The organism is Bradyrhizobium sp. 22, assembly GCF_000482425.1.
Classification (GTDB): Bacteria; Pseudomonadota; Alphaproteobacteria; order Rhizobiales; family Xanthobacteraceae; genus Bradyrhizobium; species Bradyrhizobium japonicum_B.
Genome location: NZ_KI519399.1, coordinates 103643 through 128745, shown reverse-complemented (window position 1 = coordinate 128745; position 25103 = coordinate 103643). Strand labels below are relative to the sequence as shown.

The 25103-nt window shown below is 64.4% G+C and carries 24 protein-coding genes and 1 tRNA gene; 7 read left to right on the top strand and 18 right to left on the bottom strand.

The window, feature by feature from the left end:
- Nucleotides 1-40: 40 nt before the first annotated feature.
- The 9 genes from K410_RS0101860 to proB form a co-directional block, all read right to left on the bottom strand.
- A complete protein-coding gene (locus K410_RS0101860; protein ID WP_028133256.1) occupies nt 41-547 on the bottom strand; it encodes an RNA pyrophosphohydrolase in 507 nt (168 codons plus the stop codon).
- A gap of 78 nt (nt 548-625) precedes the next feature.
- Complete coding sequence (locus tag K410_RS0101855; protein WP_028133255.1) at nt 626-1834, bottom strand: divergent polysaccharide deacetylase family protein; 1209 nt, start codon at nt 1832-1834, stop codon at nt 626-628.
- Nucleotides 1835-1989: 155 nt separating this feature from the next.
- Nucleotides 1990-3351: a S41 family peptidase gene (locus K410_RS0101850; RefSeq protein ID WP_028133254.1), complete on the bottom strand. Its 1362-nt coding sequence runs from the start codon at nt 3349-3351 to the stop codon at nt 1990-1992.
- Entirely contained in the window at nt 3348-4709 is a 1362-nt protein-coding gene (locus tag K410_RS0101845) for a murein hydrolase activator EnvC family protein (RefSeq protein WP_028133253.1), read from the bottom strand. The genes K410_RS0101850 and K410_RS0101845 overlap by 4 nt, the downstream gene beginning before the upstream one ends.
- A 32-nt stretch (nt 4710-4741) precedes the next feature.
- Nucleotides 4742-5224 (bottom strand): 23S rRNA (pseudouridine(1915)-N(3))-methyltransferase RlmH, encoded by a 483-nt coding sequence (gene rlmH, locus K410_RS0101840; protein ID WP_028133252.1) that lies wholly within the window; start codon nt 5222-5224, stop codon nt 4742-4744.
- A gap of 126 nt (nt 5225-5350) precedes the next feature.
- A complete protein-coding gene (gene rsfS / locus K410_RS0101835) occupies nt 5351-5707 on the bottom strand; it encodes a ribosome silencing factor (RefSeq protein ID WP_028133251.1) in 357 nt (118 codons plus the stop codon).
- 237 nt (nt 5708-5944) lie between these two features.
- Nucleotides 5945-6589 (bottom strand): nicotinate-nucleotide adenylyltransferase, encoded by a 645-nt coding sequence (locus tag K410_RS0101830; RefSeq protein WP_028133250.1) that lies wholly within the window; start codon nt 6587-6589, stop codon nt 5945-5947.
- Nucleotides 6590-6608: 19 nt separating this feature from the next.
- Complete coding sequence (locus tag K410_RS0101825) at nt 6609-7904, bottom strand: glutamate-5-semialdehyde dehydrogenase (RefSeq protein WP_028133249.1); 1296 nt, start codon at nt 7902-7904, stop codon at nt 6609-6611.
- Between the two features lie 216 nt (nt 7905-8120).
- Nucleotides 8121-9242 carry a glutamate 5-kinase gene (gene proB, locus K410_RS0101820; protein ID WP_028133248.1) on the bottom strand — a complete coding sequence of 374 codons (1122 nt, stop codon included), beginning with the start codon at nt 9240-9242 and terminating at the stop codon, nt 8121-8123.
- A gap of 191 nt (nt 9243-9433) precedes the next feature.
- Here proB and K410_RS0101815 point away from each other — a divergent pair, with 191 nt between their 5' ends.
- Both K410_RS0101815 and comJ read left to right on the top strand, forming a co-directional pair.
- Nucleotides 9434-10399, top strand: a complete 966-nt coding sequence (locus K410_RS0101815) for a Bug family tripartite tricarboxylate transporter substrate binding protein (RefSeq protein WP_028133247.1) — start codon at nt 9434-9436, stop codon at nt 10397-10399.
- A gap of 27 nt (nt 10400-10426) precedes the next feature.
- Nucleotides 10427-10933: a competence protein ComJ gene (gene comJ, locus K410_RS0101810; RefSeq protein ID WP_028133246.1), complete on the top strand. Its 507-nt coding sequence runs from the start codon at nt 10427-10429 to the stop codon at nt 10931-10933.
- Nucleotides 10934-10956: 23 nt separating this feature from the next.
- Here comJ and K410_RS0101805 read toward each other — a convergent pair whose 3' ends face one another.
- The 3 genes from K410_RS0101805 to K410_RS0101795 form a co-directional block, all read right to left on the bottom strand.
- Nucleotides 10957-12591: an alkaline phosphatase family protein gene (locus K410_RS0101805; RefSeq protein ID WP_028133245.1), complete on the bottom strand. Its 1635-nt coding sequence runs from the start codon at nt 12589-12591 to the stop codon at nt 10957-10959.
- A gap of 236 nt (nt 12592-12827) precedes the next feature.
- On the bottom strand, nt 12828-13868 hold the full coding sequence (gene obgE / locus K410_RS0101800; RefSeq protein ID WP_028133244.1) for a GTPase ObgE: 1041 nt from the start codon (nt 13866-13868) through the stop codon (nt 12828-12830).
- Nucleotides 13869-13952: 84 nt separating this feature from the next.
- Nucleotides 13953-14435 (bottom strand): MaoC family dehydratase, encoded by a 483-nt coding sequence (locus tag K410_RS0101795; protein ID WP_028133243.1) that lies wholly within the window; start codon nt 14433-14435, stop codon nt 13953-13955.
- A gap of 302 nt (nt 14436-14737) precedes the next feature.
- Here K410_RS0101795 and K410_RS0101790 point away from each other — a divergent pair, with 302 nt between their 5' ends.
- Complete coding sequence (locus K410_RS0101790) at nt 14738-15652, top strand: DMT family transporter (RefSeq protein ID WP_028133242.1); 915 nt, start codon at nt 14738-14740, stop codon at nt 15650-15652.
- A gap of 79 nt (nt 15653-15731) precedes the next feature.
- On the opposite strand, the gene K410_RS0101785 is transcribed toward K410_RS0101790, so the two are convergent.
- From K410_RS0101785 to rplU, 3 genes are all read right to left on the bottom strand, one after another.
- Entirely contained in the window at nt 15732-16325 is a 594-nt protein-coding gene (locus K410_RS0101785; RefSeq protein WP_028133241.1) for a GNAT family N-acetyltransferase, read from the bottom strand.
- 148 nt (nt 16326-16473) lie between these two features.
- Nucleotides 16474-16743, bottom strand: coding sequence for a 50S ribosomal protein L27 (rpmA, locus tag K410_RS0101780; RefSeq protein ID WP_028133240.1), 270 nt, complete (start codon nt 16741-16743; stop codon nt 16474-16476).
- Between the two features lie 103 nt (nt 16744-16846).
- Nucleotides 16847-17233 (bottom strand): 50S ribosomal protein L21, encoded by a 387-nt coding sequence (gene rplU / locus K410_RS0101775; protein WP_028133239.1) that lies wholly within the window; start codon nt 17231-17233, stop codon nt 16847-16849.
- A gap of 331 nt (nt 17234-17564) precedes the next feature.
- On the opposite strand from rplU, the gene K410_RS0101770 reads away from it, so the two are divergent.
- Nucleotides 17565-18704 (top strand): ROK family protein, encoded by a 1140-nt coding sequence (locus K410_RS0101770; protein ID WP_028133238.1) that lies wholly within the window; start codon nt 17565-17567, stop codon nt 18702-18704.
- A gap of 396 nt (nt 18705-19100) precedes the next feature.
- A tRNA-Ser gene (locus K410_RS0101765) sits at nt 19101-19190 on the top strand.
- Between the two features lie 177 nt (nt 19191-19367).
- Here the strand turns inward: K410_RS0101765 and K410_RS0101760 are convergent.
- Nucleotides 19368-20705, bottom strand: coding sequence for a GH1 family beta-glucosidase (locus tag K410_RS0101760; RefSeq protein WP_049819897.1), 1338 nt, complete (start codon nt 20703-20705; stop codon nt 19368-19370).
- 11 nt (nt 20706-20716) lie between these two features.
- On the opposite strand from K410_RS0101760, the gene K410_RS0101755 reads away from it, so the two are divergent.
- Entirely contained in the window at nt 20717-22204 is a 1488-nt protein-coding gene (locus tag K410_RS0101755; protein WP_349509789.1) for a glycoside hydrolase 5 family protein, read from the top strand.
- A gap of 43 nt (nt 22205-22247) precedes the next feature.
- Here K410_RS0101755 and K410_RS38265 read toward each other — a convergent pair whose 3' ends face one another.
- Together K410_RS38265 and K410_RS36385 are read right to left on the bottom strand one after the other, a co-directional pair.
- A complete protein-coding gene (locus K410_RS38265; RefSeq protein ID WP_080672109.1) occupies nt 22248-22448 on the bottom strand; it encodes a hypothetical protein in 201 nt (66 codons plus the stop codon).
- 84 nt (nt 22449-22532) lie between these two features.
- Nucleotides 22533-22907: a hypothetical protein gene (locus K410_RS36385; RefSeq protein WP_049819895.1), complete on the bottom strand. Its 375-nt coding sequence runs from the start codon at nt 22905-22907 to the stop codon at nt 22533-22535.
- A 392-nt stretch (nt 22908-23299) separates the two neighbouring features.
- Here K410_RS36385 and K410_RS36380 point away from each other — a divergent pair, with 392 nt between their 5' ends.
- A complete protein-coding gene (locus K410_RS36380; protein ID WP_155253192.1) occupies nt 23300-24760 on the top strand; it encodes a trypsin-like peptidase domain-containing protein in 1461 nt (486 codons plus the stop codon).
- Nucleotides 24761-25103: the final 343 nt, after the last annotated feature.

Here is a 25103-nt window from a genome sequence, read left to right as displayed (position 1 = left end):
CCCGGCGATGCATTAGCACCGAAGGCGGGGCGAATCCGATTTATCGGTCCGCCAGCGCGGAAAATTCCTGCACCACGCGTTCATAGACCGGGCGCTTGAACGGAATGATCAGTCCGGTCAAATTCTTCATCGGCTCCCAGCGCCAGCTGATGAACTCGGCCTTGTGGCCGCCGCCGCCGGGCTTTTCGACGTTGATCTCGCTGTCCTTGCCGGTGAAGCGCACCGCGTACCATTTCTGGCGCTGGCCGCGGTAGCGGCCTTTCCAGGCGCGTCCGGCGACCGTGCGCGGAATGTCGTAAGTGAGCCAGTCCGGGACCTCGCCGAGCCGCTCCACCGAGCGGACGCTGGTCTCCTCGTACAGCTCGCGCTTGGCGGCTTCCCAGGTGTCCTCGCCGGGATCGACGCCGCCTTGCGGCATCTGCCAGACATGGGTGTCGTCGACATGCTCGATGCCGCCGGCACGGCGGCCGATGAACACGCGTCCTTCCTTGTTGAGCAGCATCACACCGACACAGGTCCGGTAGGGCAGATCCTCGTAACGCGCCATTCCGCCAGACCTCTCACATGCTGCCGGTACGGCTGAACCGGTCCCCCGTCAGGACAAGCGCCGCACCAATCCGTTGATTTAGCTGGATTTTGATTTCAGCATCGCGGTTGTCAATGGCACCAGGAGAATGCCCCGGTCGGCCAATGTCTTGGTCCACGCGGCGATGCGGTCGATCGAGACGGGCAGGGCGGAGGCCGTGCCGACGGCGATGCCGCGCTCGCGTGCCGTCGATTCAAGCTTGTTCAGGGCACGGTCGATCTCGGTCGCCGTCGGCACCACGTCGATCGCGATGTCGCCCCTGCCGAACGGCATGGCCTGGCTCGCTGCCGTCTGGGCTGCGATGCTGCGGGGCGAGGAGCCGTCGTCGAAGAAGCCGAGGCCGCGCTTGGCCGCCTCGCGGACGATCGGCTGCATCGCCGGTTCGGTCGCGATGAAGCGGGCGCCCATGAAATTGGCGATGCCGGCATAACCCTGCATCCGGCTCAGATGCCAGTACAGGCGGTCCATGTTCTGGTCGGCGCTGAGCGAGGTCAGCAGCGTCTGCGGTCCCGGGTCGTTGTCGGGAAAATCGTAGGGCTCCATCGGGATCTGGAGGAAGATCTCGTGGCGCTGCGCACGGGCCCGCTCGGCGAGCTTGCCGGGATCGGCGCCATAGGGCGTGAAGGCCAGCGTCACCGCCCCCGGCAGCTTCATAATGGCGTCCGTGGTCTTGGCGGCGCCGACGCCGAGCCCGCCGATCACGATGGCGACGACAGGCATCTTGGCGGCCTTGGCGCGATCGGCATCCGCGGCATAGACGTTAAACGGCTTCAGCCCGTCGGCCACCACCGGGATCATGCCGTAGCGCGATTTCTCCAGCAGCTTCGGATTGATCCCGGCCATCACGGGCGGCGGGGCTGACGCTGCAGCCTCGCCCTTGTCGGCGCCATCGCCGCCGCCGATGACCACGTCGTGGCGGGCGCCGGTGGAGCCGTCGATCATGGTGACGGTCTTCTGCTCGCCGGGAGAGGCCTGCTTGGGCGCCTCCTTGGTCTCGTGCTTGCTGTCCTGAGCTGCGGCGGGCTTGTCGTCCGCTGCCTTGTCCGCCGGCTTGATCGCGATCCGGGTCATCGGCTCGCCGCCGAGCGGATCCTTGTTGAAGAGGGCGAAGCCGGCAAAGGTGACAAGGAACAGGCCGAGCAGCACGGCAAGCAGCTGCGTGGCCGTGAACGGCAGCCGCAGCCGGCGTTTCCGGCGCGGCTTGTCCTGTCCGAGCGGGGCGCTCAGATCATCGGCCGTTTCAGTCATGCGCGATCCCGAATCACTGCGAATGACGATACCACGCCGAGGTCAAGCGGCGGCAGGCCGGGAGAGGCCGGGGATGCCGGGAGTTCCCAAGCAAAAAGGGCGGCTCCTGGAGCCGCCCTTCAGGGATCGCGTGATGCGCGAGCTGGTTCGTCGACCTAGTTCGCCGCTTTGGGCTTGTCGGTCGTGGCCTTGCTATCGCCGCCGGGCGCGGGCGCGGCCGAGGCGCTGTTCTTGATTCCGTGGAGCAGGTCGCCGGCGAGCTTGAGCGCCTTGTCGTCCTTGGCGTCCGGCGGGACGTAGGATTGCGAGCCGGTCTTCTCGTCGCCGTCGTTCTTGAGATGGCCGCGCAGCGAAGCCTCGCCCTTGGTGTCGGTGCGCGCCTTCAGCTCGTCCGGCACGTCCTGCAGCACCTCGATATCGGGCACGATGCCCTTGGCCTGGATCGACTTGCCCGACGGCGTGTAATAGCGCGCCGTGGTCAGGCGCAACGCGCCGTTGCCGCTGCCGAGCGGAATGATGGTCTGCACCGAGCCCTTGCCGAACGAGCGCGTGCCGACGATGGTCGCGCGCTTGTGGTCCTGCAGCGCGCCGGCGACGATCTCGGACGCCGAGGCCGAGCCGCCATTGACCAGCACGATGACCGGCTTGCCCTTGGTGAGGTCGCCGGAATGCGCGGTGCGGCGCTGGGTCTCCTCGGCATTGCGGCCGCGGGTCGAGACGATCTCGCCCTTCTCCAGGAAGGAGTCGGAGACGGTGACCGCTTCCTCGAGCAGGCCGCCCGGGTTGTTGCGCAGGTCGATGATGAAGCCCTTGAGCTTGTCGCCGCCGATCTGGTTCGTGAGGTTGCCGACCTCGCGCTTCAGCCCTTCGGTGGTCTGCTCGTTGAAGGTGGTGATGCGGATATAGCCGATGTCGTCCTGCTCCACGCGCGCACGCACCGAGCGGACGCGGATGTTGTCGCGCACCAGGGTGACGTCGATCGGATTGTCCTGGCCCTTGCGGATGATCTTGAGCTTGATCTTGGTGTTGACCGGGCCGCGCATCTTCTCGACCGCCTGGTTCAGGGTCAGGCCCTGCACCGCCTCGTCGTCGAGATTGGTGATGATGTCGTTGGCCATGACGCCGGCGCGCGAGGCCGGCGTGTCGTCGATCGGCGAGACCACCTTGATGAGGCCGTCTTCCATCGTGACCTCGATGCCGAGGCCGCCGAACTCACCGCGCGTCTGCACCTGCATGTCGCGGAAGCTCTTGGCGTCCATGTAGCTGGAATGCGGATCGAGGCCGGTGAGCATGCCGCTGATGGCCGATTCGATCAGCTTGGTGTCGTCGGGCTTCTCGACATAGTCGGAGCGCACGCGCTCGAACACGTCGCCGAACAGATTGAGCTGGCGATAGGTGTCCGCGGTGGCGGCTCGTGCGCTGGAGCCCATGAAGACCGCGCGCGGCTGGGTCACGAACAGCGTCAGCGCTGCACCGGTGGCGGCGCTGAGGAGGATTACTGAAGTCTTGCGCATCATCCGCGAACCTTCTCGCCTTCATTTGCGGCCCACCATGGGCCTGGATCGATTGGAGTGCCGTCCTTACGGAACTCGACATACAGCACAGGTTGACTCGCGTTCGTCGCGAGAATGGAGGCGACTTGAGATGTCGACCCCATGGTCGCGACCGGCTCTCCCGTGAGCACGAACTGTCCGATGTTGACCGAAATACGCTCCATCCCGGCGATCAGGACATGATACCCGCCCCCGGCATTGAGGATCAAGAGTTGTCCATAGCTGCGGAACGGGCCGGAATAGACCACCCAGCCGTCACACGGCGTTGTGACCTGGGAGCCGGGCTTGGTTGCCAGCGAAATGCCCTTCTGAACCCCGCCGACCCCGTCGGAACCGCCGAAATCCCTGATCTTGTTACCGTTAACTGGAAGCGGCAGCAGACCCTTGGCTGAGGCGAACGCGATGGCGGGGGTGGTCCGGGACCGGTCCTTGAATGCGCCCGGGCCCGACTTGGCGCTAGCGGCCGCCAGCTTGGCTTCCTTGGCCTCGGCCTGCCTTGCGGCCTCGGCCGCTTTCTCGGCGGCCTTGGCGGCGCTCTGCAGGTCCTGCTCCATCTTGGTGATCAGGCCCTGGAGATCGCCGACCTGCTTCGACAGCATGATCGCGCGCGCGTTCTCGGCGTCGAGATCCTTTTCGCGCGCCGCCTGCTGGCGCTGCCGCTCCTCGACCAGGGCGGTGAGCCGGGTCTGGTCGCTACGGACCCGGTCGCGGTCGGCGGCGAGCTGGTCGCGCTCGGAAGCGATGGTCTTGCGCAGGGCCACGAGCTCGCCGAGCTCGCTTGCGATCTTCTCGGCGCGGCCGCGCAATTCCGGCACCACGGCGCCGAGCAGCATCGCCGTGCGCAAGGATTGCAGCGCGTCTTCGGGCCGCACCAGCAGCGCCGGCGGCGTCCGCCGCCCGGCCCGCTGCAACGCCGCCAGCACCTCGACGATGTCGCCGCGGCGCGAATCCAGCGACGCGCGCATCTCCTGCTCGCGGCCGTTCAGGCTTCGCAGCCGCGCTTCGGTGTCGTCGATCTTGGTCTCGACCGTGCGCACATTGGCGGCGGTGTCGATCAGCTGCTGATTGAGCTGGGTGCGGTCCTTCCCCAGCGAGGTGATCTCGGCCTTGAGCTTGGCCTGTGCCTCTTCCGCGCTCTTCTGCCTGGCGCGGGCGGCTTCCAGCTCCTGCTCGCGCTGCTTGATGGCTTCGGGCGAAATGGCTGCGGTCTGCGGCGGCGCAGTCTGAGCCTGCGCGAGGCTTGCGCCCAGAACGCCTGTTTGCAGGACGCCTGTATCCAAGACGCTCGCGATCAGCAGCAGGTTGAGGACAGGCGCTCGCATCGCTTAGGCAAAGATGCTCGTTGTGGCGCGCATCACGCGCGGTGATAGGGATGGCCGGCCAGAATGGTGGCGGCCCGGTAAAGCTGTTCCAGAAGCATGACGCGGACCATTTGGTGCGGCCAGGTCGCAGAGCCGAACGCGATCGCGAGCTTGGCCTTACGGCGCAATTCGGGCGAAAGTCCGTCCGCCCCTCCGATCATGAAGATAGTATGTCCGGTGCCTTCGTCCCGCCAGCGCGCCAGATGCCGTGCGAATACGGTGGAATCGAGATTCTGCCCGCGCTCGTCCAGCGCCACCAGGATGGATTTTTCCGGGACATGCGCCGAGATCGCCGCGGCCTCCTCGGCCATCCGCGTCGCTGTGTCCCGCGCACGGCTTTCGGCGACTTCGTAGACGCTCAGCCCGCGGAATCCGAGCTTGCCGCCGGCTTCGCTGAACCGCTCGAAATAGCGGTCGGCAAGCTCCCGTTCGGGCCCCTGCTTCAGCCGGCCCACCGCAATGACGGCAACACGCATGATATCTTCAGGCTTGATCTCTTCAGGGTCGCGTTTTCAACACCGCGCGCATGATGCGCGCGCACGACGCTAGCATGCGCGTCAGCCGATTCGAAATCGGCCAGCGAGCCTAGATCGCCTTGGAGCCTAGATCGCCTTCGCCGCCCCTGGGCCCTGCGTGTACAATCGCTCGAGATTGTAGAATTCGCGGACCTCGGGTCTGAACACGTGCACGATCACGTCGCCGGAATCGATCAGCACCCAGTCGCAATTGGGCAAGCCCTCGACATGGATGTTCTTGATGCCGTTCTCCTTCAGGCTCTTGGTGACGTTTTCCGCGATCGCGCCGACGTGCCGGTTAGCCCGGCCGGTGGTGACGATCATGTAGTCGGAGTACGCCGATTTGCCGCGAAGGTCGATGGTGACCGTCTCTTCCGCCTTCATGTCCTCGAGGCGGGAGAGGATCAGGCTCAGCGTCTTGTCGGCGTCGGGTTGCGCCTCCAAGGCCGCAGCTTTGGTCGATGTTTTACGCGCCGGCTTGGCAACCTTGGGTAAAACAGGCTTCGTCGAAGCTGACTTCGGGGAAGTAGACTTGGACAATACAGATGCGGTCAGGGACCATTCCTTTCACTGTATCGCGAACGCCGAATCCGGCGTCCACCGGTTACACTACATCATGTGGGGTTAAGGGTTTCAATATGCCAGAGAGGCCCGAAGCCCCCACGCCCCCCAAGGTCTGACTCACTTCGTACCTTTCCAGCTTCCGTCCGGGTTCCGCAGGCCCGTCGAGGACAGGTTCAGCTTCATTCCGGTCAGGAAGACCCAGGCCGGCGCCGGTTGATCAGCGAGCAGCGGGGCCTTCTTCTCGGGCAGGCGGTAGCGCGCCAGCGCCTTGGCAGCGGGCGAGGCGAGGGCGCGAAAACTCTGCGGCGGGCGATCGACCACCGCGATCGGCACCTGGTCGGCGATGCGCCGCCAGTGCTGCCAACGATGGAATTGAGCGAGGTTGTCGGCGCCCATGATCCAGACAAAGCGCAGGCCCGAGAGGCGGCGGCGCAAGGTGTTGATCGTGTCGATAGTATAGCGGGTGTGAATGACGGATTCGAGACAGCTGACCTCGATCCTGGGATCGTCGGCGACGTCGCGCGCGGCCTGCATGCGCGCGCCGAGCTCATGCAGCGGGCCGTTCTCCTTCAGCGGATTGCCGGGGGTCACCAGCCACCACACGCGATCGAGTTGCAATCGCTTCAGCGCGAACTGGCTGATGGCCCGATGCGCCTGATGCGGCGGGTTGAACGAGCCGCCGAGCAGACCGATGCGCATGCCCTCCGTGTAAGGCGGGACCGCTTGCGCCAAGAAGCGCGGCAGGACGAAATCGTTGTTCAATGCCCGCGCCTCGCGACGTTTACGGCCGCGTCTGCCCGGTGCCGTGGACGCGATATTTGAAGCTCGTCAATTGCTCGGCGCCGACAGGGCCGCGGGCGTGGAAGCGCCCGGTGGCGATGCCGATCTCGGCGCCGAAGCCGAACTCGCCGCCATCGGCGAACTGCGTCGAGGCGTTGTGCAGCACGATTGCCGAATCGACCTCGCTGAGGAACTTGTTCGCCGCAGCCTCGTCGGCACTCACGATCGCATCGGTGTGGTGCGAGCCGTGATTCTGGATGTGCGCGATCGCGCCGTCGACGCCGTCCACCACCTTCGCCGCGATGATCGCATCGAGATATTCGGTGTCCCAATCGTCGTCGCTGGCGGGTTTGACGCGCGCGTCCGTTTTCTGCACCGCGTCGTCGCCCCGCACTTCGCAGCCCGCATCGAGCAGCATCTCGACCAGCGGCTTCAGATTCTTGCCGGCGGCGGCGCGGTCGACCAGCAGCGTCTCGGCCGCGCCGCAGACGCCGGTGCGGCGCATCTTCGCGTTGAGCACGATCGACTTCGCCATGGCGAGATCGGCGCTGGCATCGACATAGACGTGGTTGACGCCTTCGAGATGCGCGAAGACAGGCACGCGCGCTTCCTGCTCGACGCGGGCGACGAGGCTCTTGCCCCCGCGCGGCACGATCACGTCGATGGCACCGTTCAATCCTGACAGCATCATGCCGACCGCGGCGCGGTCGCGCGTCGGCACCAGCGTGATCGCAGCTTCAGGCAGGCCGGCTTCGCGCAGGCCCTGCACCAGACACTCGTGGATGGCGCGGCAGGAACGGAAACTGTCGGAGCCGCCGCGCAGGATCACGGCGTTGCCGGATTTCAGGCACAGCACGCCGGCGTCCGCCGCCACGTTCGGCCGGCTCTCGAAGATCACGCCGACGACGCCGAGCGGCACGCGCACGCGCTCGATGGTCATGCCGTTCGGCCGCTGCCAGCTCTCGGTGACGGTGCCGACCGGATCGGCGATGCCGCGCACAATGGCGATACCCTCGGCCATGCCCTCGATCCGCGCCTCGGTCAGCGTCAGGCGGTCGATGAAGGCGGAGGTGGCATTGCCGGAGGCGCGGGCCTCGGCGACGTCCTCGGCATTGGCGGCGAGAATGGCGGCCGCACGGCTGCGGATCGCCCGCTCCATGGCATCCAGCGCCCGGTTCTTCTGCTCCGGCGGCGCCAGCGCCAGCACCCGCGCGGCCGCGCGGGCACGGGTGGCGAGATCGGACATCAGCGCCTGGAGATCGGCATTGCCGTCGACGGCTTTGAGGGGGGCGGCCATTGGAGTTTCAACCTTCTGCTAAGGCGGTGTCCTAGCACGGAAATCCCGCTTTTGCGAAGGGCGGGCAGGGTATGGCAGGGGCCCGACCGGCGGGGCAGGCTCGTTCACTGGCCTATCACCGGCGTCATGGCCGGGCCTGGCCCGGCCATCCACGCCTTGGCTGGCTCCGAAAGAACGTGGATGCCCGGGACAAGCCCAAGCATGACGGTAAGTCCCTTACCCGCCCACCACCAGATCGTCGCGGTGGATCATCTCGGCGCGGCCGCTGATGCCGAGGATGGCCATCACGTCCGGGGAGGAACGGCCCCTGATCCGCTCGGCCTCGTCGGCGTCGTAGGCGATCAGGCCGCGGCCGACCTCGCTAAAGTCGGGGCCGCGCACGATCACGGCATCGCCGCGGGCGAACTGGCCCTCGACCTTGATCACGCCGGCCGGCAGCAGGCTGGCGCCGGCGCGTAGCGCCGTGACCGCACCGGCATCGATCGTCAGCGTGCCCTTCGGCTCCAGCGTGCCCGCGATCCAGCGTTTGCGCGAGGTGATGGGGTTGGCGGGCGTCAGGAACCAGGTGCAGCGGCCGCCATCGGCGATCGCCTGCAGCGGATGCTCGATCTTGCCGGAGGCGATCAGCATATGCGTGCCGCCTGTCGTGGCGATCTTGGCCGCCTCGACCTTGGTGCGCATGCCGCCGCGCGACAGCTCGGATTCGGCATCGCCCGCCACCGCCTCGATCTCCGAGGAGATGCTCTCGACCACCGGAATCAGCTTGGCATTCGGGTTGTTCTTCGGCGGGGCGTCGTAGAGCCCGTCGATGTCGGACAGCAGCACGAGCAGGTCGGCACTCGCCATGGTGGCGACGCGCGCGGCGAGGCGGTCGTTGTCGCCGTAGCGGATCTCGTTGGTCGCCACCGTGTCGTTCTCGTTGATCACGGGGATGGCGCGCCATTCCAGCAGCTTGCCGATGGTGGAGCGCGCGTTGAGATAGCGGCGGCGCTCCTCGGTGTCCTGCAGCGTCACCAGGATCTGGCCGGCGCCGATGCCGTGGGCCCCGAGCACCTCGGACCAGATCCGCGCCAGCGCGATCTGGCCGACCGCGGCCGCGGCCTGGCTCTCTTCCAGCTTCAGCGGGCCGCGCGGCAATTTCAGCCGGCTGCGGCCCAGCGCGATCGAGCCGGAGGAGACCACGAGGACGTCGCGCCCTTCCTCGTGCAGCTTGGCCATGTCGTCGGCAAGCGCGGCCAGCCAGGACGCCCGCACCTCGCTCTTGTCGGAATCGACCAGCAACGCCGAGCCGACCTTGACGACGATGCGGCGGAATTGACTGAGTTCGGGGCTGGCCATCATGCGCTTGGACGATCTGCTCTGCGTTGGAAACGGCGGAGCGAAAGAGCGGCGCCGATAGGCCCGCTTTTGCAGCAGGACGATGTCCGGCGCAAGGCGGCCGGCATGGTAAACGGCCAAGATCGGCCTTGTCCGGGACGCTGCTCTGGTCCTAATTGATACCAATCAAAATGGGGTCAAAGGGGAAACGCATGGATCGCCGCGAATTCATGGCCGGATGTATCGCTCTGCCGCTGCTGGCGCAGGCGGGTGAGACGCACGCGCAGGCCGGGCTGACCAAGATCATCTTCCCGTTTGCGGCAGGGGCCGGCGGCGACACGCTGTGCCGCTTGCTCGCGCAGGAGATGGCACCGGTGCTGCAACGGACCATGGTGGTCGAGAACCGCACCGGCGGCGACGGCCTGATCGGCATCAAGGCGGTGAAGGGGGCTAGCCCCGACGGCAGCATGGTGCTGGTGACGACGGGTCCGACCATGTACCTGCTGCCGATGGTGGAGAAAACACCGAGCTTCGATACCGCCAAGGATTTCATGCCGGTGTCGCTATTGGCGCGGTTCGAATTCGCGCTGGTGATCAACCCGGCGGTCGAGGCGGCCGATTTCAGGAGCTTCGTGGCGTGGCTGAAGGCGCATCCGGACAAGACCTCGTTCGGCGTGCCGAGCAACGGCACCATTCCCCACTTCACGGGCTCCAAGCTCGAGAAGGACCTCGGCATTCCCCTCACCCGCGTGCCCTATCGCGGCAGCGCGCCGATCCTCAACGACCTCGTCGGCGGTCACATCGCGTTCGGCATCACGACGCTGGCGGATGCGCTGCCGCAGCATCGCGCCAAGGGCGTCAAGATCATCGCGGTGTCGAGCGCCGAACGTTCGCCGTTCGCGCCTGAAGTGCCGACGCTGAAGGAGAGCGGCATCGATCTCGTTGCCGACGCCTGGTACGGCATGTGGCTTCCCGCCGGCAGCCCGCCGGACTTCGCCGGCAAGCTCGCCGCGGCCGCGAGTGCGGCGCTGGCCAAGCCGGAGGTGAAGGAGAAGCTCACCGCGATCGGCCTCATTCCGGTCGGCTCGGCCCCGGACGGATTGACCAAGGAACTCGCCGCCAACACCGCGTTGTGGCAGCCGATCGTGAAGGCGACAGGCTACAAGATCGAGAATTGAACCGTAATCGTGAATTCGGCCCCGCTAATGGAACAGCAACTGCTTGGCGCCGCGCGATTGTTTGCGAGTCACTATCAGATCGTCGTATGCGACGATCCGCGCAGACCGCTTGGTGCTGATGAGAATTGGAACCACGAGAAATCCAAACGGGGCTTTGCAGGCGCGCCCACGTTCCGCATGATCAATACCGAAGCTGATCTCAATGACCATTGGGTCGAGCTTGTCGCCGCTAGCCGGCCGCCCTCGTTCGATGAATGGCAGCGGATCACTTGCGTCCACTTCCGATCCGGGAGCGGACGGGTTCACGTCATGTCGGTGATCGACAATGAGTCTGCATATTCGGCAGGCGTGGAGCCGGGCGATTATTCGCTCTATGCGGCCGCGCAAAATCTTGGAATCGATCAATTGAGCCTCGGCGAGAGTACGAAGCTCACTGATCTCGAATTCGCCCAGCGAAAAGATGTCGAGTGGTATCGCCTCTTTCTGGTTCCGGGCAGGCCGGACGTCGAAGGACGGCTCGTGGACCGCCCTTGAGACGTGCCGAGCCATAATTTGATTTACATCTTCGCGCGCTGCGCGATGCCGTCCTTGATGGCGGCGAGCTCTGTCTCGTCCCAGATGCCGATCAAGACCCCGTTCTTCACCTGGAGCTGGTTGTCCGCATAGGCCGCGATCTTCTCGCGGGGCGTGGTGATGTGGCCGTTCGGATGCAGCGCCCAGTCGAACAGCTCGGCTTGCAATCGCGCGACGATGCCGGCGCATTCGGGATCGTCGCCGCGGTCCAGATATTCGTCCGGATCGGTCTCGAGGTCGTACAGCATCGGGCGGAAGCCGGAGGCGTGGACGTATTTCCAGCGGCCGTCGAACACCATGAACAGGCGGCAGCGCTCGATCGGCTGGTTCAGCTTCAGCCTGACGTCCTGCATGGCGTAGTCGTATTCGGAGAACGCCACCTTGCGCCAGTCCGGGGGCGTCGGTCCGCGCAGCAGCGGCAGCAGTGAGCGTCCCTCGAGGATGTGGCCCGGCACCTTGCCGCCGAAATAATCGACGAAGGTGGGGGCGAGGTCGATGGCCTCGACCAGCGCGTCGCTGCGCGTGCCGCGCGTGGAATCGGCCTCCTTCGAGGGGTCGATGATAACAAGCGGAATCTTCGCGGATTGCTCGTGGAACAGATCCTTCTCGCCCATCCAGTGATCGCCGAGATAATCGCCATGATCCGACGTGAACACGATCATGGTCGTATCCAGCAGATCGCGCTCGCCCAAGAACTTCATCAGCACGCCCATCTGGTCGTCGATCTGGGTGATCAGGCCCATATAGGTCGGGATCACCTTCTCGCGGGCATCGTCGCGCGCCATGTTGCGGGAGTAGCGCATGTCCATATAGGCGCCGAACACCGGATGCGGATTCTGCCGCTCGCGCTCCGAGCGGATCACCGGGATCATGTCTGATGTCGAATACATGCTGGCATAGGGCTCGGGCGCGATATAGGGCCAGTGCGGCTTGATGTAGGACAGATGCAGGCACCACGGCTTGCCGTCGGTCTCGGCCTCGCTGATGAAGTCCATCGCGCGCCGGGTCATGTAGGGCGTCTCGGAATGCTCCTCCGGCACGCGCGCGGCCTTGTCGGCGTGCACCAGCAGCCAGCCGTTCTGCAAGCTGCCGTCGTCGGCCGCGCCTGAATTGGCCCAGTGCTCCCAGGGATTGGTGGCTTCAAAGCCCTGCTGGCGCAGATACTCATCGTACTTCGGGCGCGGCCGCCCGGTCGGATGCAGGCCATCGTCGCGCTCGTAGGGCTCGAACCCGCATTCGGCGACATGCACGCCGATGACCGATTCCGGGGGGATGCCGAGCGCCTTCATGCCCTCGAGATCGGGCGCCATGTGGGTCTTGCCGACCAGCACGTTGCGCACGCCGATCTTCTTGAGGTGATCGCCGAGCGTGGGCTCGCCAACGCGCAGCGGCCAGCCGTTCCAGTGCGAGCCGTGCGAGCGCATGTAGCGGCCGGTGTAGAACGACATCCGCGAGGGCCCGCAGATCGGCGATTGCACATAGGCCTTGCTGAACAGCACGCCGCGCCTGGCCATGGCGTCGATGTTGGGCGTCTTCAGCGTGGGATGGCCGGTGCAGCCGAGATAGTCATAGCGAAGCTGGTCGCACATGATCCAGAGAACGTTCTTCGCGCGCGCCATGCGTCGTCCCTTGTCGTTTCTTGATTGTTCGATGCTGCGCTATTGAAGGCGTGAAGACAAGCCGGTGCTGCGCTTGCCCGCAGCCACACACTCCGCTGTCGTCCCTGCGAACGCAGGGACCCATAACCCCAGGGAGTGGTTTGGCGAAGACTCGTCGTTCGGTAATACGACCATCCGCAATCGAGAGATCACGCGGTATGGGTCCCTGCGTTCGCAGGGACGACAGCGGAGGGACTCTACGCCGACCAGGGCTCGGCTTCCGCCGCGCTCTTGGCCTTGGCCGACACCGGGGCTTCGCCGATCACCTCGGCCAGCGCGCGCAAGGCTTCCTTGACGCCCTGGCCGGTGACGCCGGACAGCAACAGCGGGGTCTTCTTGGCGGCGCGCTTCAGCCGCTCCTTCTGCTTCTTCAATTCGTCCGGCTCGACCGCGTCGATCTTGTTCAGCGCGACGATCTCGATCTTGTCGGTGAGCTGGCCGCCATAGGCGTCGAGCTCCTTGCGCACCGTCTTGTAGGCCTTGCCGGCATGCTCGCAGGTTGCGTCGACCAGGTGCAGCAGCACGCGGCAGCGCTCGACATGGCCGAGGAAGCGGTCGCCGAGACCGGCGCCTTCATGCGCGCCCTCGATCAGGCCGGGAATGTCGGCCAGTACGAATTCGCGGCCGTCGGCATTCACGACGCCGAGCTGCGGATGCAGCGTGGTGAAGGGATAGTCGGCGATCTTCGGCTTTGCCGCGCTGACCTTGGACAGGAAGGTCGACTTGCCGGCATTGGGCAGGCCGACGAGACCGGCATCGGCGATCAGCTTCAGACGCAGCCAGATCCAGCGTTCCTCGCCGGGCTGGCCGGGATTGGCGTTGCGCGGCGCGCGGTTGGTCGACGACTTGAAATGCGCGTTGCCGAATCCGCCATTGCCGCCCTCGGCCAGCACGAACTTCTCGCCGACCTTGGTGAAGTCGTGGATCAGCGTCTCGCGGTCCTCGTCGAAGATTTGGGTGCCGACAGGCACCTTCAGCACGATGTTCTTGCCGTTGGCGCCGTGGCGGTCCGAGCCGGAGCCGTTCTCGCCCTTCTGGGCCTTGAAGTGCTGCTGGTAGCGGTAATCGATCAGCGTGTTGAGGCCGTCGGCGACCTCGATGATGACGTTGCCGCCGCGGCCGCCATTGCCGCCGGAGGGGCCGCCGAATTCGATGAACTTCTCGCGGCGGAACGCCACGCAGCCGTTCCCGCCGTCGCCGGAGCGGATATAGACCTTTGCTTCGTCAAGGAATTTCATCGGCCATAGGTAGGCCAGCCGGTGCCTTGCGGCAACCCGGACAGGCCCGCAAATCGGCCGAATTTCCGCGAATTTGGGGCGTGCTTAACTAGCCGGCCGCTTCCGGATCAGGAATTTCTGCATCCCTTCCAGCACCAGCTCCTTGCGCTGGTTGAACACAGTGCTGCGCAGCGTCACCGCGCCGGTGGTGCGGCCCGGCACCAGCTCGGTGACCTCGAGCGCCGGATAGATCGTGTCGTCCGCGAACACCGGCTTGAGAAACCGGCTCGACTGCTCGAGGAAGCCGACCAGGGAGTCCTCGACCATGAACGGAAACAGGCCGGCGCCGGGCGCGGTGTGGATCAGGGTCTGGAAGCCGTGGGCGAGCAGATGTGGCATGCCGCGGCTGCGGCAATATTCCACGTCGTAATGCACGGGATGGGTGTCGCCGCTCGCGGTTTGGAATGCGGCGAACACCGCCGACGTCTGGGTCCGGCTCGGCAGCACGAACCGCTCGCCGACGACGAAATCCTCGAACCAGCGTTGCGCGGGGATCATGCGATGCAGGGCTGGATCGAAGTCGGTCATGGCTTAGCTCTCTTCTTGGCTCTCTCATCCTGTGGCCTGTATCGCTACCGCGATGCGAAGAGTGCGACAATCCGTTCAATTCGGCGTTGTGGGCTTGTCCCGGCGGCTCACGTCATTAAAACGACCGCAAGCAACACTACCAGCCGATTCCCGGCGCTCTCTCCCCGTGATTGCGAGCGCAGCGAAGCAATCCAGAACTGTATCCGCGGAAGCAGTCTGGATTGCTTCGTCGCACCAGCGCAAAATTGCTTCGCAATTTTGTCGCGGGCTCCTCGCAATGACGACCCTTGCAGTCCGATCCCATGCCCCTGTTCAAGAATCTCTCGGCCTATGACGATCGCTCCGCGCGCCTGGCCGGCATCGGACTCATGCTGCTGTCGATCTTCATGTTCTCGTTCGGCGATGCCATGGGCAAGTTCCTGGTCGGCACCTATTCGGTGGGGCAGCTCCTGTTCCTGCGCGCCTGTGCGGCGCTGCTGCTGCTGTCGCCGCTGATCTGGACGCAGCGTCACCTGTTCCTGCATCTGGAGCGGCCGGGTTTGCAGCTGGTTCGTGTCGTGCTGTCGACGCTGGAAGTCGCGGCCTTCTTCCTCGCCACCGTCTATCTGCCGCTTGCTGACGTCATCACCTATTATCTCGCCGGCCCGATCTTCGTCACCGCGATGTCGGCGATCTTCCTGGGGGAGAAGGTCGGCTGGCGGCGCTGGACCGCGATCCTGATCGGCTTCTGCGGCGTCCTGATCGCGCTGCGTCCCTCCGCGCAGACCGTCAGCCTGCCGGCGCTGATCGCGCTCGGCGGCAGCCTGTCCTTCGCGACCCTGATGCTGATCACGCGCAGCCTGCGCAAGACGCCCGACATCGTGATGGCGTCGTCGCAATTCGTCGGCACGTTCTCGCTCGGCGCGGTGCTGTCGGCGTTCCATTGGGTGCCGCCGACGCCGGGCAGCCTCGCGATCTTCGCGGCGGCCGGGCTGGTTTCGGTGACGGCGCTGTTCTGCGTCAACCGCTCGCTCAAGCTCGCGCCGGCCAGCGTCGTGGTGCCCTACCAATATTCGATGATCGTCTGGGCCGTGATCTTCGGCTTCGTCGTGTTCGGCGACGTCCCATCCATCGCAACGCTCGTCGGCGCCGCCATCATCATCGGCGCCGGGTTCTACATCTATCTGCGGGAGCGGGATCTCGGGCGTCCGAGTGAGGAAGTGAATCCGCCAGCGTAGCCACACTCACAACGTCATCCCCGGGCTCGCGGCTTTGCCGCGCCCAGGGATGACAGTTGTGAATGACGCTGCAGCGCGCCTACCTCATCCGTCTTGCGCTGCTCCAGCTCTTCAGCGAGGCCCACACGCCGCGCGACAGGCGGAAGCAATCGACCGGCGTCGAGGAGCCCAGCGCCAGAAATCGATGCAGCTGCACGCCGCTCCACTGGAAGCCGCACTTCTCCAGCACCTTGCGCGAGGCCGGATTGGTGACGCGCGCGCCGGCATAGAGGTTCTCGTCTTCGAACTCCTCGAAGAAGAAATCGATCGCGGCGCGCGCGGCCTCGGTGGCAAAGCCCCGGCCCCAATGCTCGACGCCGAGCCAATAGCCCAGTTCGGCATTCCCAGGCGTGGAGCAGTCGATGCCGACCATGCCGACCGGGCCGTTATCGTGCTCGATCAGGAACACGGTCTCAGCTCCGAGCGCGGCGGTGGCGCGGATGAACTCGACGGCGTCGTCCTGCGAATAGGGATGCGGCAGGCGGCGGGTGTTTTCCGCGACGCGGCGGTCGTTGGCGAGCCGGGCGATGGTCCTGACGTCGGCCAGCGTCGGCCGCCGCAAGGTCAGCCGTTCGGTGGCGACGACGCTGGGTCTCGCCTCGGCCAAGGTCACGCTCGAGAAATCCTGCAACATGTCCGGCTCCGTGAAAGTCACTAAGTCAAAGTGAACAAGTCAAAAGAAAAGGGGAGGCCGGTTTCCCGCCTCCCCTGGAGCCTTCGATCGCTATGATCTGGACTCCGCCGGTTCAGTCGGGACCGGCGGACTCCATTTGATCCACCGTCTATTCAGCAGCCTCTGCGATCGGGAGTACCGATACGAAGGTGCGGCCGTTGGCTTTGGCCTGGAACGCAACACGACCCTCGATCTTGGCGAACAGGGTATGGTCCGTGCCCATGCCGACATTAAGGCCGGGGTGCCAGGTGGTGCCGCGCTGACGCGCAATGATGTTGCCGGGAGTGACGAGCTCCCCGCCGAACGCCTTGATACCGAGGCGCTTGCCCTTGGAATCGCGTCCGTTACGCGATGAACCGCCTGCTTTTTTGTGAGCCATGGCTCGTCTCCGAAATCCTGCGTATGTCTAGGTCAATTCCTTGACGGAATCATTTCAAAATGTCTCACGCCTCAATTCGTGAATGGGCGTGATCGATCTTGCGTTACTCGGCGGCTTCCGCGGCCGGCTCCTTCGCCACCTTCTCCCGCTTCGGACGCGGGCCCTTGGTGGGCTTGGCGCCGTCGGTCAGGATCTCGCTGACGCGCAGAACCGTGATCTCGTCGCGATAGCCGCGCTTGCGGCGCGAATTCTTGCGGCGGCGCTTCTTGAACGCGATGACCTTGGGGCCGCGCTTGTGGTCGAGCACCTCGACTGCAACGGACGCGCCTGCGACCGTGGGAATGCCCAGCACCGGCGTGTCGCCGCCGACCACCAGAACTTCATTCAACTGCACGATCGAGCCGACTTCGCCTTCGATCTTGCCTACTTCGAGAACATCATCCGGCACGACGCGGTATTGCTTGCCGCCGGTTTTGATGACTGCGAACATCGTTCTTTCTCCGTGTTCAATCCCGGCCTCGTGACGGATTGTCCGGGCCGGCTTTTTGTCAGTCGCTACGGGTTTATCTGCGTTTTGTGCGGGTGGGGCTTATCCCCTTGAAAACCCACGCAAAAACAAGCGGCGCGAGAAACGCCCCGCGCCGGCTGTGGGACTTATAGCCGCCATCGGCCACAAGTCAAGGAAAACCGCGGAAAAAGGCCCGGATTTGAAGGATTTGGCCGGGCCGCCGGCTTTCATCCGAAATTCGACGGCCGTTGCAACAAACCGGTTCCCGCGCCGTTGTCCCGGCCGGAACAGGTAAGCGGGCAAGGGCTCTTCAATGGCAACGGACGAACTGGTCAAGACGACGACGGGCATCGCCCATCATGGCGCCGAGCGGCTGCCGTCGGTGGACATCGACAGCTTCAACATCGAGATCAAGGACGAGGACGGCTTCCTCGGCGACCGCGCCAGCAAGGGCGCGTTCCGCGACATCCTCGACCGCTGGCGCAAGCCGCTGCGCAAGACCGGCGAGGACCCGTTCGGCAAGGTGCCGACGGAGGAGATCAACAAGAAGACGCTGGATGCCATCATGATCGGCGACGACGCCGAGGCCGCGGCCGTGGTGCACAGCGCGATCGAGGATTTCGCCCAGGAGCTCGCTTATGTCACGCGCCGCTTCCTCAAGACCAAGGCCTGGGCCAAGACCGAGCGCATCATCGTCGGCGGCGGTTTCCGCGATTCCCGGCTCGGCGAGCTCGCGATCGCGCGCGCCGAGATCATCCTCAAATCCGAGGAGTTCAAGATCGACATGATGCCGATCCGCCATCACCCCGATGAAGCCGGCCTGATCGGCGCGCTGCATCTGGCGCCGTCCTGGATCTTCGAGGCCCATGACAGCATCATTGCGGTCGACATCGGCGGCACCAACATCCGCTGCGGCCTGGTGGAAACCGGCTGGAAAAAAGCCAAGGACCTGTCGAAAGCCAAGGTGGTGCATTCCGAGCTGTGGCGCCATGCCGACGACGAGCCGACGCGCGAAGGCGCGGTGAAGCGGCTCACCAAGATGCTGAAGGGGCTGATCACGGAAGCCGATAAGGAAGGCTACAAGCTCGCCCCCTTCATCGGCATCGCCTGTCCCGGCGTGATCAACGCCGACGGCTCGATCGAGAAGGGCGCGCAAAATCTGCCCGGCAATTGGGAGAGCAGCAAGTTCAACCTGCCGGCGAGCCTGCTCGAGGGCATTCCGCAGATCGGCGAGCACGACACCGCGATCCTGATGCACAATGACGGCGTGGTGCAGGGCCTCTCCGAGGTGCCGTTCATGCAGGACGTCGAGCGCTGGGGCGTGCTCACCATCGGCACCGGCCTCGGCAACGCCCGCTTCACCAACCGCCGCAAGGAGAACGGCAAGGACCGGGATTCCACGGACAACGGCAAGAAGAAGGGTAAAGACAGCAAGAAGAACGACGACGAGTAACCTTGACCGGTTAGGTTAAGGACCGGATTGCGTTGCGCACCGGCCGCCGCACGCTAGGGTCGAATCGTCGCCTCGCCTGGCCGGCGAAGCCGCCCTTCACGGCCAGAGTTTCAATGAGCGGCACCGGGACCGCCAGTGTTTACCGCGTCTGGCGGTCCCACCCCGTTTTTTCCGACCAGACCGGTGATTCGGCCCCCTGCGTGGCGCCGGCTGAGAAGCGGCCCATTTCCCTCAAAGTGCCGCCCAAATCCGCAATTGGCCTGGCCGTCACCGCGACATCCCAGGACGGAGCTGGAAAACCGGTCTGATTTTCGTCTCCCGCGCCTTGTCTGGCCGGCCATCCTCGCCTATTAACGCCCCCAACCACAGGGGCCCTGCCTCTATATGGCGCCTTCAGGAGAGGTGGCAGAGTGGTTGAATGCACCGCACTCGAAATGCGGCATAGGTGCAAGCCTATCGGGGGTTCGAATCCCTCCCTCTCCGCCAGCTTTGAAATCCGATCCGGCACTTTCTTCTCGTAGCCCGCGATGCGCTCTCGTCCGCCAAGCTGCAACAGGCTGCTCGACGGAAGACGGGGCAGAGCCCATGCCGCCGCTTCGAGACGCGAGCGTTGGTCTCCCCGATGTCTTGCGAGCAGAATGGCGGTCGTCGAAGAATCGGCCGTCATGACGAACGCCCCGCCTCGATGAGTTCGGCGAACCAGCCGAATGAAGCCTTCGGTATCCGCCGCAGCGAGACATAGTCCACATAGGCCAGGCCGAACCTGTTGCTGTACCCGGAATCCCATTCGAAATTGTCGAGCAGCGACCAGATGAAATAGCCGCGCAGATCGGCTCCGCTGGAGGCGGCGGCATTCATCGCCTCGATATAGGCCTTCAGGAATTCAATTCGGTCGCCATCGTTCACCGAACCCGTCTGGTCGGGCTCGTCGAAGCTGCCATATCCGTTTTCAAGGACGTAGATCGGCAGCCCATAACGCGCGTGGACGGACTGGATGGTTTGCCGGAAAGCTTCGGGATCGATCGGCCAGCCGATCGGCGTCAAGGGGGTGCCGGCAGGCTTGTCGCCGAAGTCGTAACCCAGCATCGAATCCGCGTTCTCCTTCACATAGACCGGACTGTAATGGTTCAGTCCAAACCAATCGACCGGACGGCAGATGCGCGCCATATCGCCGGGTTGCATATGCGGCTCGATCGCTGTCCGCATCGACGCAGGATAAGCGCCAACGCATTGCGGATCGGGAAAAACATCGTTCCAATACATGCTCAGGCGCGCCGCCGCAGCCGCATCGGCTTCGCTTGCGCTGGAGGGCCGACAGGGCTGCCGATTGTGAATGCATCCGATCGAGGCGCCAGCGACACTCGCGCGCAGCACGTCCACAGCAGCCCCGTGCGCGAGATTGACGTGGTGGATCATGCGGTGGAGCTCATCTTCGCGTCCGCGATCCCGCTTGCCGAGCGAGCGGCCGAAGAGAGTGAACATGGACGGCTCGTTGAATGTCGCAAACCGCTTGACCCGGTCGCCAAAGCGCCTGGCGGCCAGAGCCGCGTAGTCGGCGAACCATGTCGTGCACTCCCGGTTCAGCCAGCCGCCCCGCTCCTCCAGGGCCTGGGGCAGGTCCCAATGATAGAGGCACAGCCATGGCTCGATTCCGGCGGCCAAGAGCGCGTCGATCAAGCGGTCGTAGAATGCAAGGCCAGCTTCGTTGGCGGAGCCCGTCCCTTGCGGCAGCACGCGCGGCCAGGCCACGGAGAACCGGTAAGCCTGCACGCCCAGGGCCTTCATCAGGCCGACATCCTCGCGATAGCGATGATAATGGTCACACGCGACATCGCCGGTATCGTGATTCTTGATGGCACCGCTCTGACAGTAGACATCCCAGACGCTGAGCCCGCGCCCGTCCTCCCGCGTCGCGCCCTCGATCTGGAAGCTCGAGGTGGAAACGCCCCAGATGAAATCCGGGCGCAGGCTCGTGGTGTTCGCCAGTTGCGTTGTCGCCATGAACGACCTGCTTGCTCCAGCCCGCCGTGATTGTCGCGACATTGGTAATCATGCAGGTTCTGGACGGTATTGAGATAGCTCAACGAGTTCCGGCGCGGCCATGCAAAGGATTGACATCCCAAGACCGTTGCCGGGGGCCGCAATTGCAGAGAACCAGATGGGGCGGGGTCGTTGACGGCGACCTCAGCGGGAGCGGCTACTTTCGCGTCGCCGAGCGCAATGGCGTATTCTGGCTCGTCGATCCGGACGGAGGCCGTTTCCTCTCGAAGGGGGTCAATACGATCCGCTTCGATCAGGAACGCATTGGGGGGAGCGAGCGCGTGCCCTATGCCGAGGCCTGCCGGGCCAAGTATGGCAGCCTGCAGCTCTGGCGCGCGGCCGTGTCGGACCGGCTGGCAAGCTGGGCCTTCAACACGGTCGGCTGCTGGTCGGACGAGCTCGTTGCCGGTTCCGGATCGCACTTGCTGGCAACCACGCCGATCGCGGAGCTCGGCGCGTCCTTCCGCCTGCACCGGCGCAATCAAGTCTTCCCTGATGTCTTCGATCCCGAATTCTCGGCGCATATCCGCGCGAGCGCCGATCAGCGTTGCCGGCATCGCCGCAATGATCCCGGTTTGCTCGGGACCTTCATCGATAACGAGCTCTACTGGTCACCCGACTGGCGCAATACCGACGAGCTTCTGACGCTGTTCCTGAATCTGCCGTCTCGTCGGCCTGGCAGGGGCGCCGCTATCGCGGGACTGCAGGCGCGCTATCGGGAATTTGATCAGTTCAATGCGGTCTGGCGCACTCAGGCGCGATCCTGGCAGGAGCTCGGCAGAATCGAACATGTCGCGGCCCCGTTCGTCAGGCTTCGTCCCGGCGTCTTGAACGACGCTCTCGAGACCAAGGCCAATCTGGCAGATCCGGCCCGCGAGGCCTTCTCGGCAGATTGCGATGCCTTCGTGGCTGTCGTGGCTGACAGATATTTCGAACTGTGTGTCTCGGCCATCAAGACGGCCGATCCCAATCATCTCGTGCTCGGATCCCGGTTCGGTTATCAGCCGCCGGCAGGCGTGATCGCGGCTGCCGGCCGCCATCTCGATGTCATTTCCTTCAATTGCTACGAGTTCGACCCCGGTCCGGTCATCGACGCTTACGCTGCCGCCGGGAAGCCATGCCTCATCACTGAATTCTCATTTCGAGGCGACGACGCGGGCTTGCCGAATACGAAGGGAGGGGGCCCCCGAGTGGCGACCCAGACAGAGCGCGCCCGAGCTTTCGAGGGCTACGTTGCGGCGGCGCTCAGCAAGCCGAATGTGGTCGGCTATCACTGGTTCGAGCATGCCGATGAGCCGGCGCAGGGGCGATTTGACGGCGAAGATTCGAATTTCGGAACCGTCACGATCGAGGATCAGGTTTATGAAGAGCTGACGCGGACCATGACCAGGGTGAACGCATCGGCGGAGCGCATTCATGCTGCGGCTGTCCCGGCTCTCATCCAGGCGGTGAGCTCATGAAGCGGTCGGCGTCATGCATGCGGATTGGGGTCGCTTTCCTCCGTTAGCAGTCGAGTTGTGCGGCGGCGTCGTTCCATTCGCGCCAATGCGTTGGGAACACATCTACAGGCGCGCCGGTCTGCGAGTTTACCCAACCGCGCAGCACGCGGCGGCACGGGAAGACGAGCGCGTGTACCTCGCCGTCGGTATCAATCACCGCCAGTTGTACTTCACGATCAAATGGTGCTGCCGTGGATAGCCACATGGCGCGCTCCGCTTTTCGCAGGCGGGAGCGCAATGGTCTCTCAGCCACCGATGCCTACGGGCATTGCCTCGATCGGTGATATCGTCAGTATATCAGGTTTTGTCGCGAGCCGGCATAAATTGTACCGGCCGCCGAGTTGATCTTGTCGCGCAGGCGATGACAGAAGTCTTCGAGCACCGTCTGCAAGTTCTCGCAGCTAACGAGCAGCCGCTCGGCTTGTTCGCGCTCCGTCGTGCCGAAGGGATGGCCGTTGCAGGTCTCCCTGGCGCGGGTCACTCTATCACGGCCCTCTGCCGCCTTTCTCTCGGCAAATTCGAGATGGTCCAGCTCATTCGCGAGCTTATCCAGCTCGGCGAGCAACAACTTGGTGATGGCCGTTCGCTTGTCAGACGTCAGATCATCGCCGTTCAAAAGGCTGATGAAGTGATCCACATTGGCCTGGGCGATAAATCGGTGCATCGGACCCCCCGGTCCCAAGTTCACCACAACTCATTATGCGCTCTAACGGGGCAGTCGGAAATATATTTTTGTCGGGTCGATGAGGAAAAAACGACGCAAAGAGGTGCGCCGCGGCCGTTGTCGGCCACCAAGCAGAATGCCGACACTCGCTCTTGCAAGCATGCTGCAGCCGGTCGTCTTGAGCAGGATCAGGGTCGGACGGTCTGCTCGGGCAAACAACAGCGGCCGGCAGAAGCGCGGCCGCGCGCTCGGTCTGCGCTGACACCAAATCGTGGCCAGGACTACGAAGTTGCGTCAGCCGTGATGCGTCAGTTTGGTTGAGGTAAATCAACGTGCCGGTGCGAAAGCCGGCCAAGCTCAGCCGCCATTTGAGCGCGAAACGAGGTGGGAGAGTGAATCCCGTCAACAATTGTGTGCGGGCTGCCGCCTGCGCCGGCAAACTCATCGCATTAGGCCTGTGCGTCGCGATGTTGGGGGCGACGCTTGCATTGGATGGAGCGGGGCATGCGGTCGCCGCCGAGGTCGACGCCGCTGGCGTCACCGCTCCGGTCGGATTTGCAGAGGTCATTGAACGGGTTAGACCGGCAGTCGTAGGCATCCGGGTGAAGACCGAGCCGGGTGACGGCGAGCGGGCGCAGCTGCCGCCGGCCGGATCGCTGTTGGACCGGTTGTTCCGGCAATTCGGTGTGCAGATTCCTTCCGATCCGGCTCCCGGATCCGACGTCACGGTTGGTGCGGGATTCCTGATCTCCGGTGACGGCTATGTTGTCACGAACGAGCACGTCGTAACCAAGGGCGTCGACATCGAGGTAACGATGGACGACGGAAAGATCTACTCGGCCAAGCTCATCGGCAGCGACCCGCAAACCGATCTCGCGCTGATCAGGATCTCCGCCCCAGGTGACTTGCCTTACGTGCGTTTTGCTGCGGCGGGGCCTCGGATAGGCGACTGGGTGCTTGCGATCGGCGATCCATTCGGGCTCGGCGGCACGGTCACCGCCGGGATCGTTTCGGCCCTCGGGCGCGATATTGGCGGAGAATCCTACAACGACTTCATCCAGATCGATGCCCCGGTCAACAAGGGCAATTCCGGCGGGCCATCGTTCAACGTGAGAGGGGAGGTCATCGGGGTCAACACCGTCATCTACTCGCCGTCGGGCGGATCGGTGGGGGTGGCGTTCGATGTGCCGGCGGAGACGGTGAGATCGGTCGTCCGCCAGCTGCGAGAGAAAGGCTACGTCTCTCGCGGTTGGGTTGGAGTCTACCTTCAAGAAGTTTCGACCGGCATTGCCGACGCGCTGAACCTGAGGAGCACCCGGGGTGCTCTCGTTGCGCAACTCGATGAAGGGCCCGCAGCCAAGCAAGGTGTAGAGCCCGGCGACGTGATTACTTTCGTGAATGATCTCGAGGTGAAAAATCCTCGCGACTTCGCCAGGAGGGTAGCTGAGATCACCCCAGGCACGGTCATCCATCTCCGCATCCTCAGGAACGCGCGGGAGATGTCGATCGAACTGACGGTGGGCGAACTTCCCCGCGCGAGAGAATCGCCTAAAGACAAGCAAGCGGAGTTGAAGGAACGGGCGGAGCTTGGCCTCACAATCGCGCAGGCACGCCTTGTCCCAGGTGCCGGGGAAACCGGGGTGGTGGTGCTCGAAATCAGGCCGGGCAGCGGCGCGGCAGACGGTGGCCTTCAGGTCGGAGACATCATTATAGGCATCGGGGGACAGCCCATCGTCGCCGGCGCCGACCTCGATAGGATGGTCAACGAGGCCCGTGCACAATCCAGGCGCACAATCCTGGTCCGGATCAAACGTGCCGGCGCGATGAATTTCGTCGCCGTTCCCATCACCTGAGCAAGGCTCGGAGAGGATGAGCCTGCCGGGAAAAGGAAGGCAATATCCTCCTTGACCGATATCAAGGCGCCGCCGTTTGCTTCGGCGACCATACGACTATGGATGCCAGAACGAAGAGCCGTGCAATCAGCAAACCGGGTGATCGCGCAGCGGATTTGTTGCCGGCAGAGCGTCGGGTCCTGTCGGCGAACAAGGGTTCCCGAAGATGGGTTCGTATCAGTCCCAAGGTCTCTTGGTACGGAAAGATACTCATCGTGGGGGCTCTGCTGATCACCTTCGGATGGCAGCTGTTTCACCTCATTATCACCCTGGTGACCCTGGACTGACGTTAGTCAGGAGGAGG

Excerpts from the sequence above, each read along its gene's own strand:
- K410_RS0101860 (WP_028133256.1), bottom strand. The coding sequence starts at position 547 with ATGGCGCGTTACGAGGATCTGCCCTACCGGACCTGTGTCGGTGTGATG.
- K410_RS0101855 (WP_028133255.1), bottom strand. The coding sequence starts at position 1,834 with ATGACTGAAACGGCCGATGATCTGAGCGCCCCGCTCGGACAGGACAAG.
- K410_RS0101850 (WP_028133254.1), bottom strand. The coding sequence starts at position 3,351 with ATGATGCGCAAGACTTCAGTAATCCTCCTCAGCGCCGCCACCGGTGCA.
- K410_RS0101845 (WP_028133253.1), bottom strand. The coding sequence starts at position 4,709 with ATGCGAGCGCCTGTCCTCAACCTGCTGCTGATCGCGAGCGTCTTGGAT.
- rlmH (WP_028133252.1), bottom strand. The coding sequence starts at position 5,224 with ATGCGTGTTGCCGTCATTGCGGTGGGCCGGCTGAAGCAGGGGCCCGAA.
- K410_RS0101825 (WP_028133249.1), bottom strand. The coding sequence starts at position 7,904 with ATGGCCGCCCCCCTCAAAGCCGTCGACGGCAATGCCGATCTCCAGGCG.
- proB (WP_028133248.1), bottom strand. The coding sequence starts at position 9,242 with ATGGCCAGCCCCGAACTCAGTCAATTCCGCCGCATCGTCGTCAAGGTC.
- K410_RS0101815 (WP_028133247.1), top strand. The coding sequence starts at position 9,434 with ATGGATCGCCGCGAATTCATGGCCGGATGTATCGCTCTGCCGCTGCTG.
- comJ (WP_028133246.1), top strand. The coding sequence starts at position 10,427 with ATGGAACAGCAACTGCTTGGCGCCGCGCGATTGTTTGCGAGTCACTAT.
- K410_RS0101805 (WP_028133245.1), bottom strand. The coding sequence starts at position 12,591 with ATGGCGCGCGCGAAGAACGTTCTCTGGATCATGTGCGACCAGCTTCGC.
- obgE (WP_028133244.1), bottom strand. The coding sequence starts at position 13,868 with ATGAAATTCCTTGACGAAGCAAAGGTCTATATCCGCTCCGGCGACGGC.
- K410_RS0101795 (WP_028133243.1), bottom strand. The coding sequence starts at position 14,435 with ATGACCGACTTCGATCCAGCCCTGCATCGCATGATCCCCGCGCAACGC.
- K410_RS0101790 (WP_028133242.1), top strand. The coding sequence starts at position 14,738 with ATGCCCCTGTTCAAGAATCTCTCGGCCTATGACGATCGCTCCGCGCGC.
- K410_RS0101785 (WP_028133241.1), bottom strand. The coding sequence starts at position 16,325 with ATGTTGCAGGATTTCTCGAGCGTGACCTTGGCCGAGGCGAGACCCAGC.
- rpmA (WP_028133240.1), bottom strand. The coding sequence starts at position 16,743 with ATGGCTCACAAAAAAGCAGGCGGTTCATCGCGTAACGGACGCGATTCC.
- rplU (WP_028133239.1), bottom strand. The coding sequence starts at position 17,233 with ATGTTCGCAGTCATCAAAACCGGCGGCAAGCAATACCGCGTCGTGCCG.
- K410_RS0101770 (WP_028133238.1), top strand. The coding sequence starts at position 17,565 with ATGGCAACGGACGAACTGGTCAAGACGACGACGGGCATCGCCCATCAT.
- K410_RS0101760 (WP_049819897.1), bottom strand. The coding sequence starts at position 20,705 with ATGGCGACAACGCAACTGGCGAACACCACGAGCCTGCGCCCGGATTTC.
- K410_RS38265 (WP_080672109.1), bottom strand. The coding sequence starts at position 22,448 with ATGTGGCTATCCACGGCAGCACCATTTGATCGTGAAGTACAACTGGCG.
- K410_RS36385 (WP_049819895.1), bottom strand. The coding sequence starts at position 22,907 with ATGCACCGATTTATCGCCCAGGCCAATGTGGATCACTTCATCAGCCTT.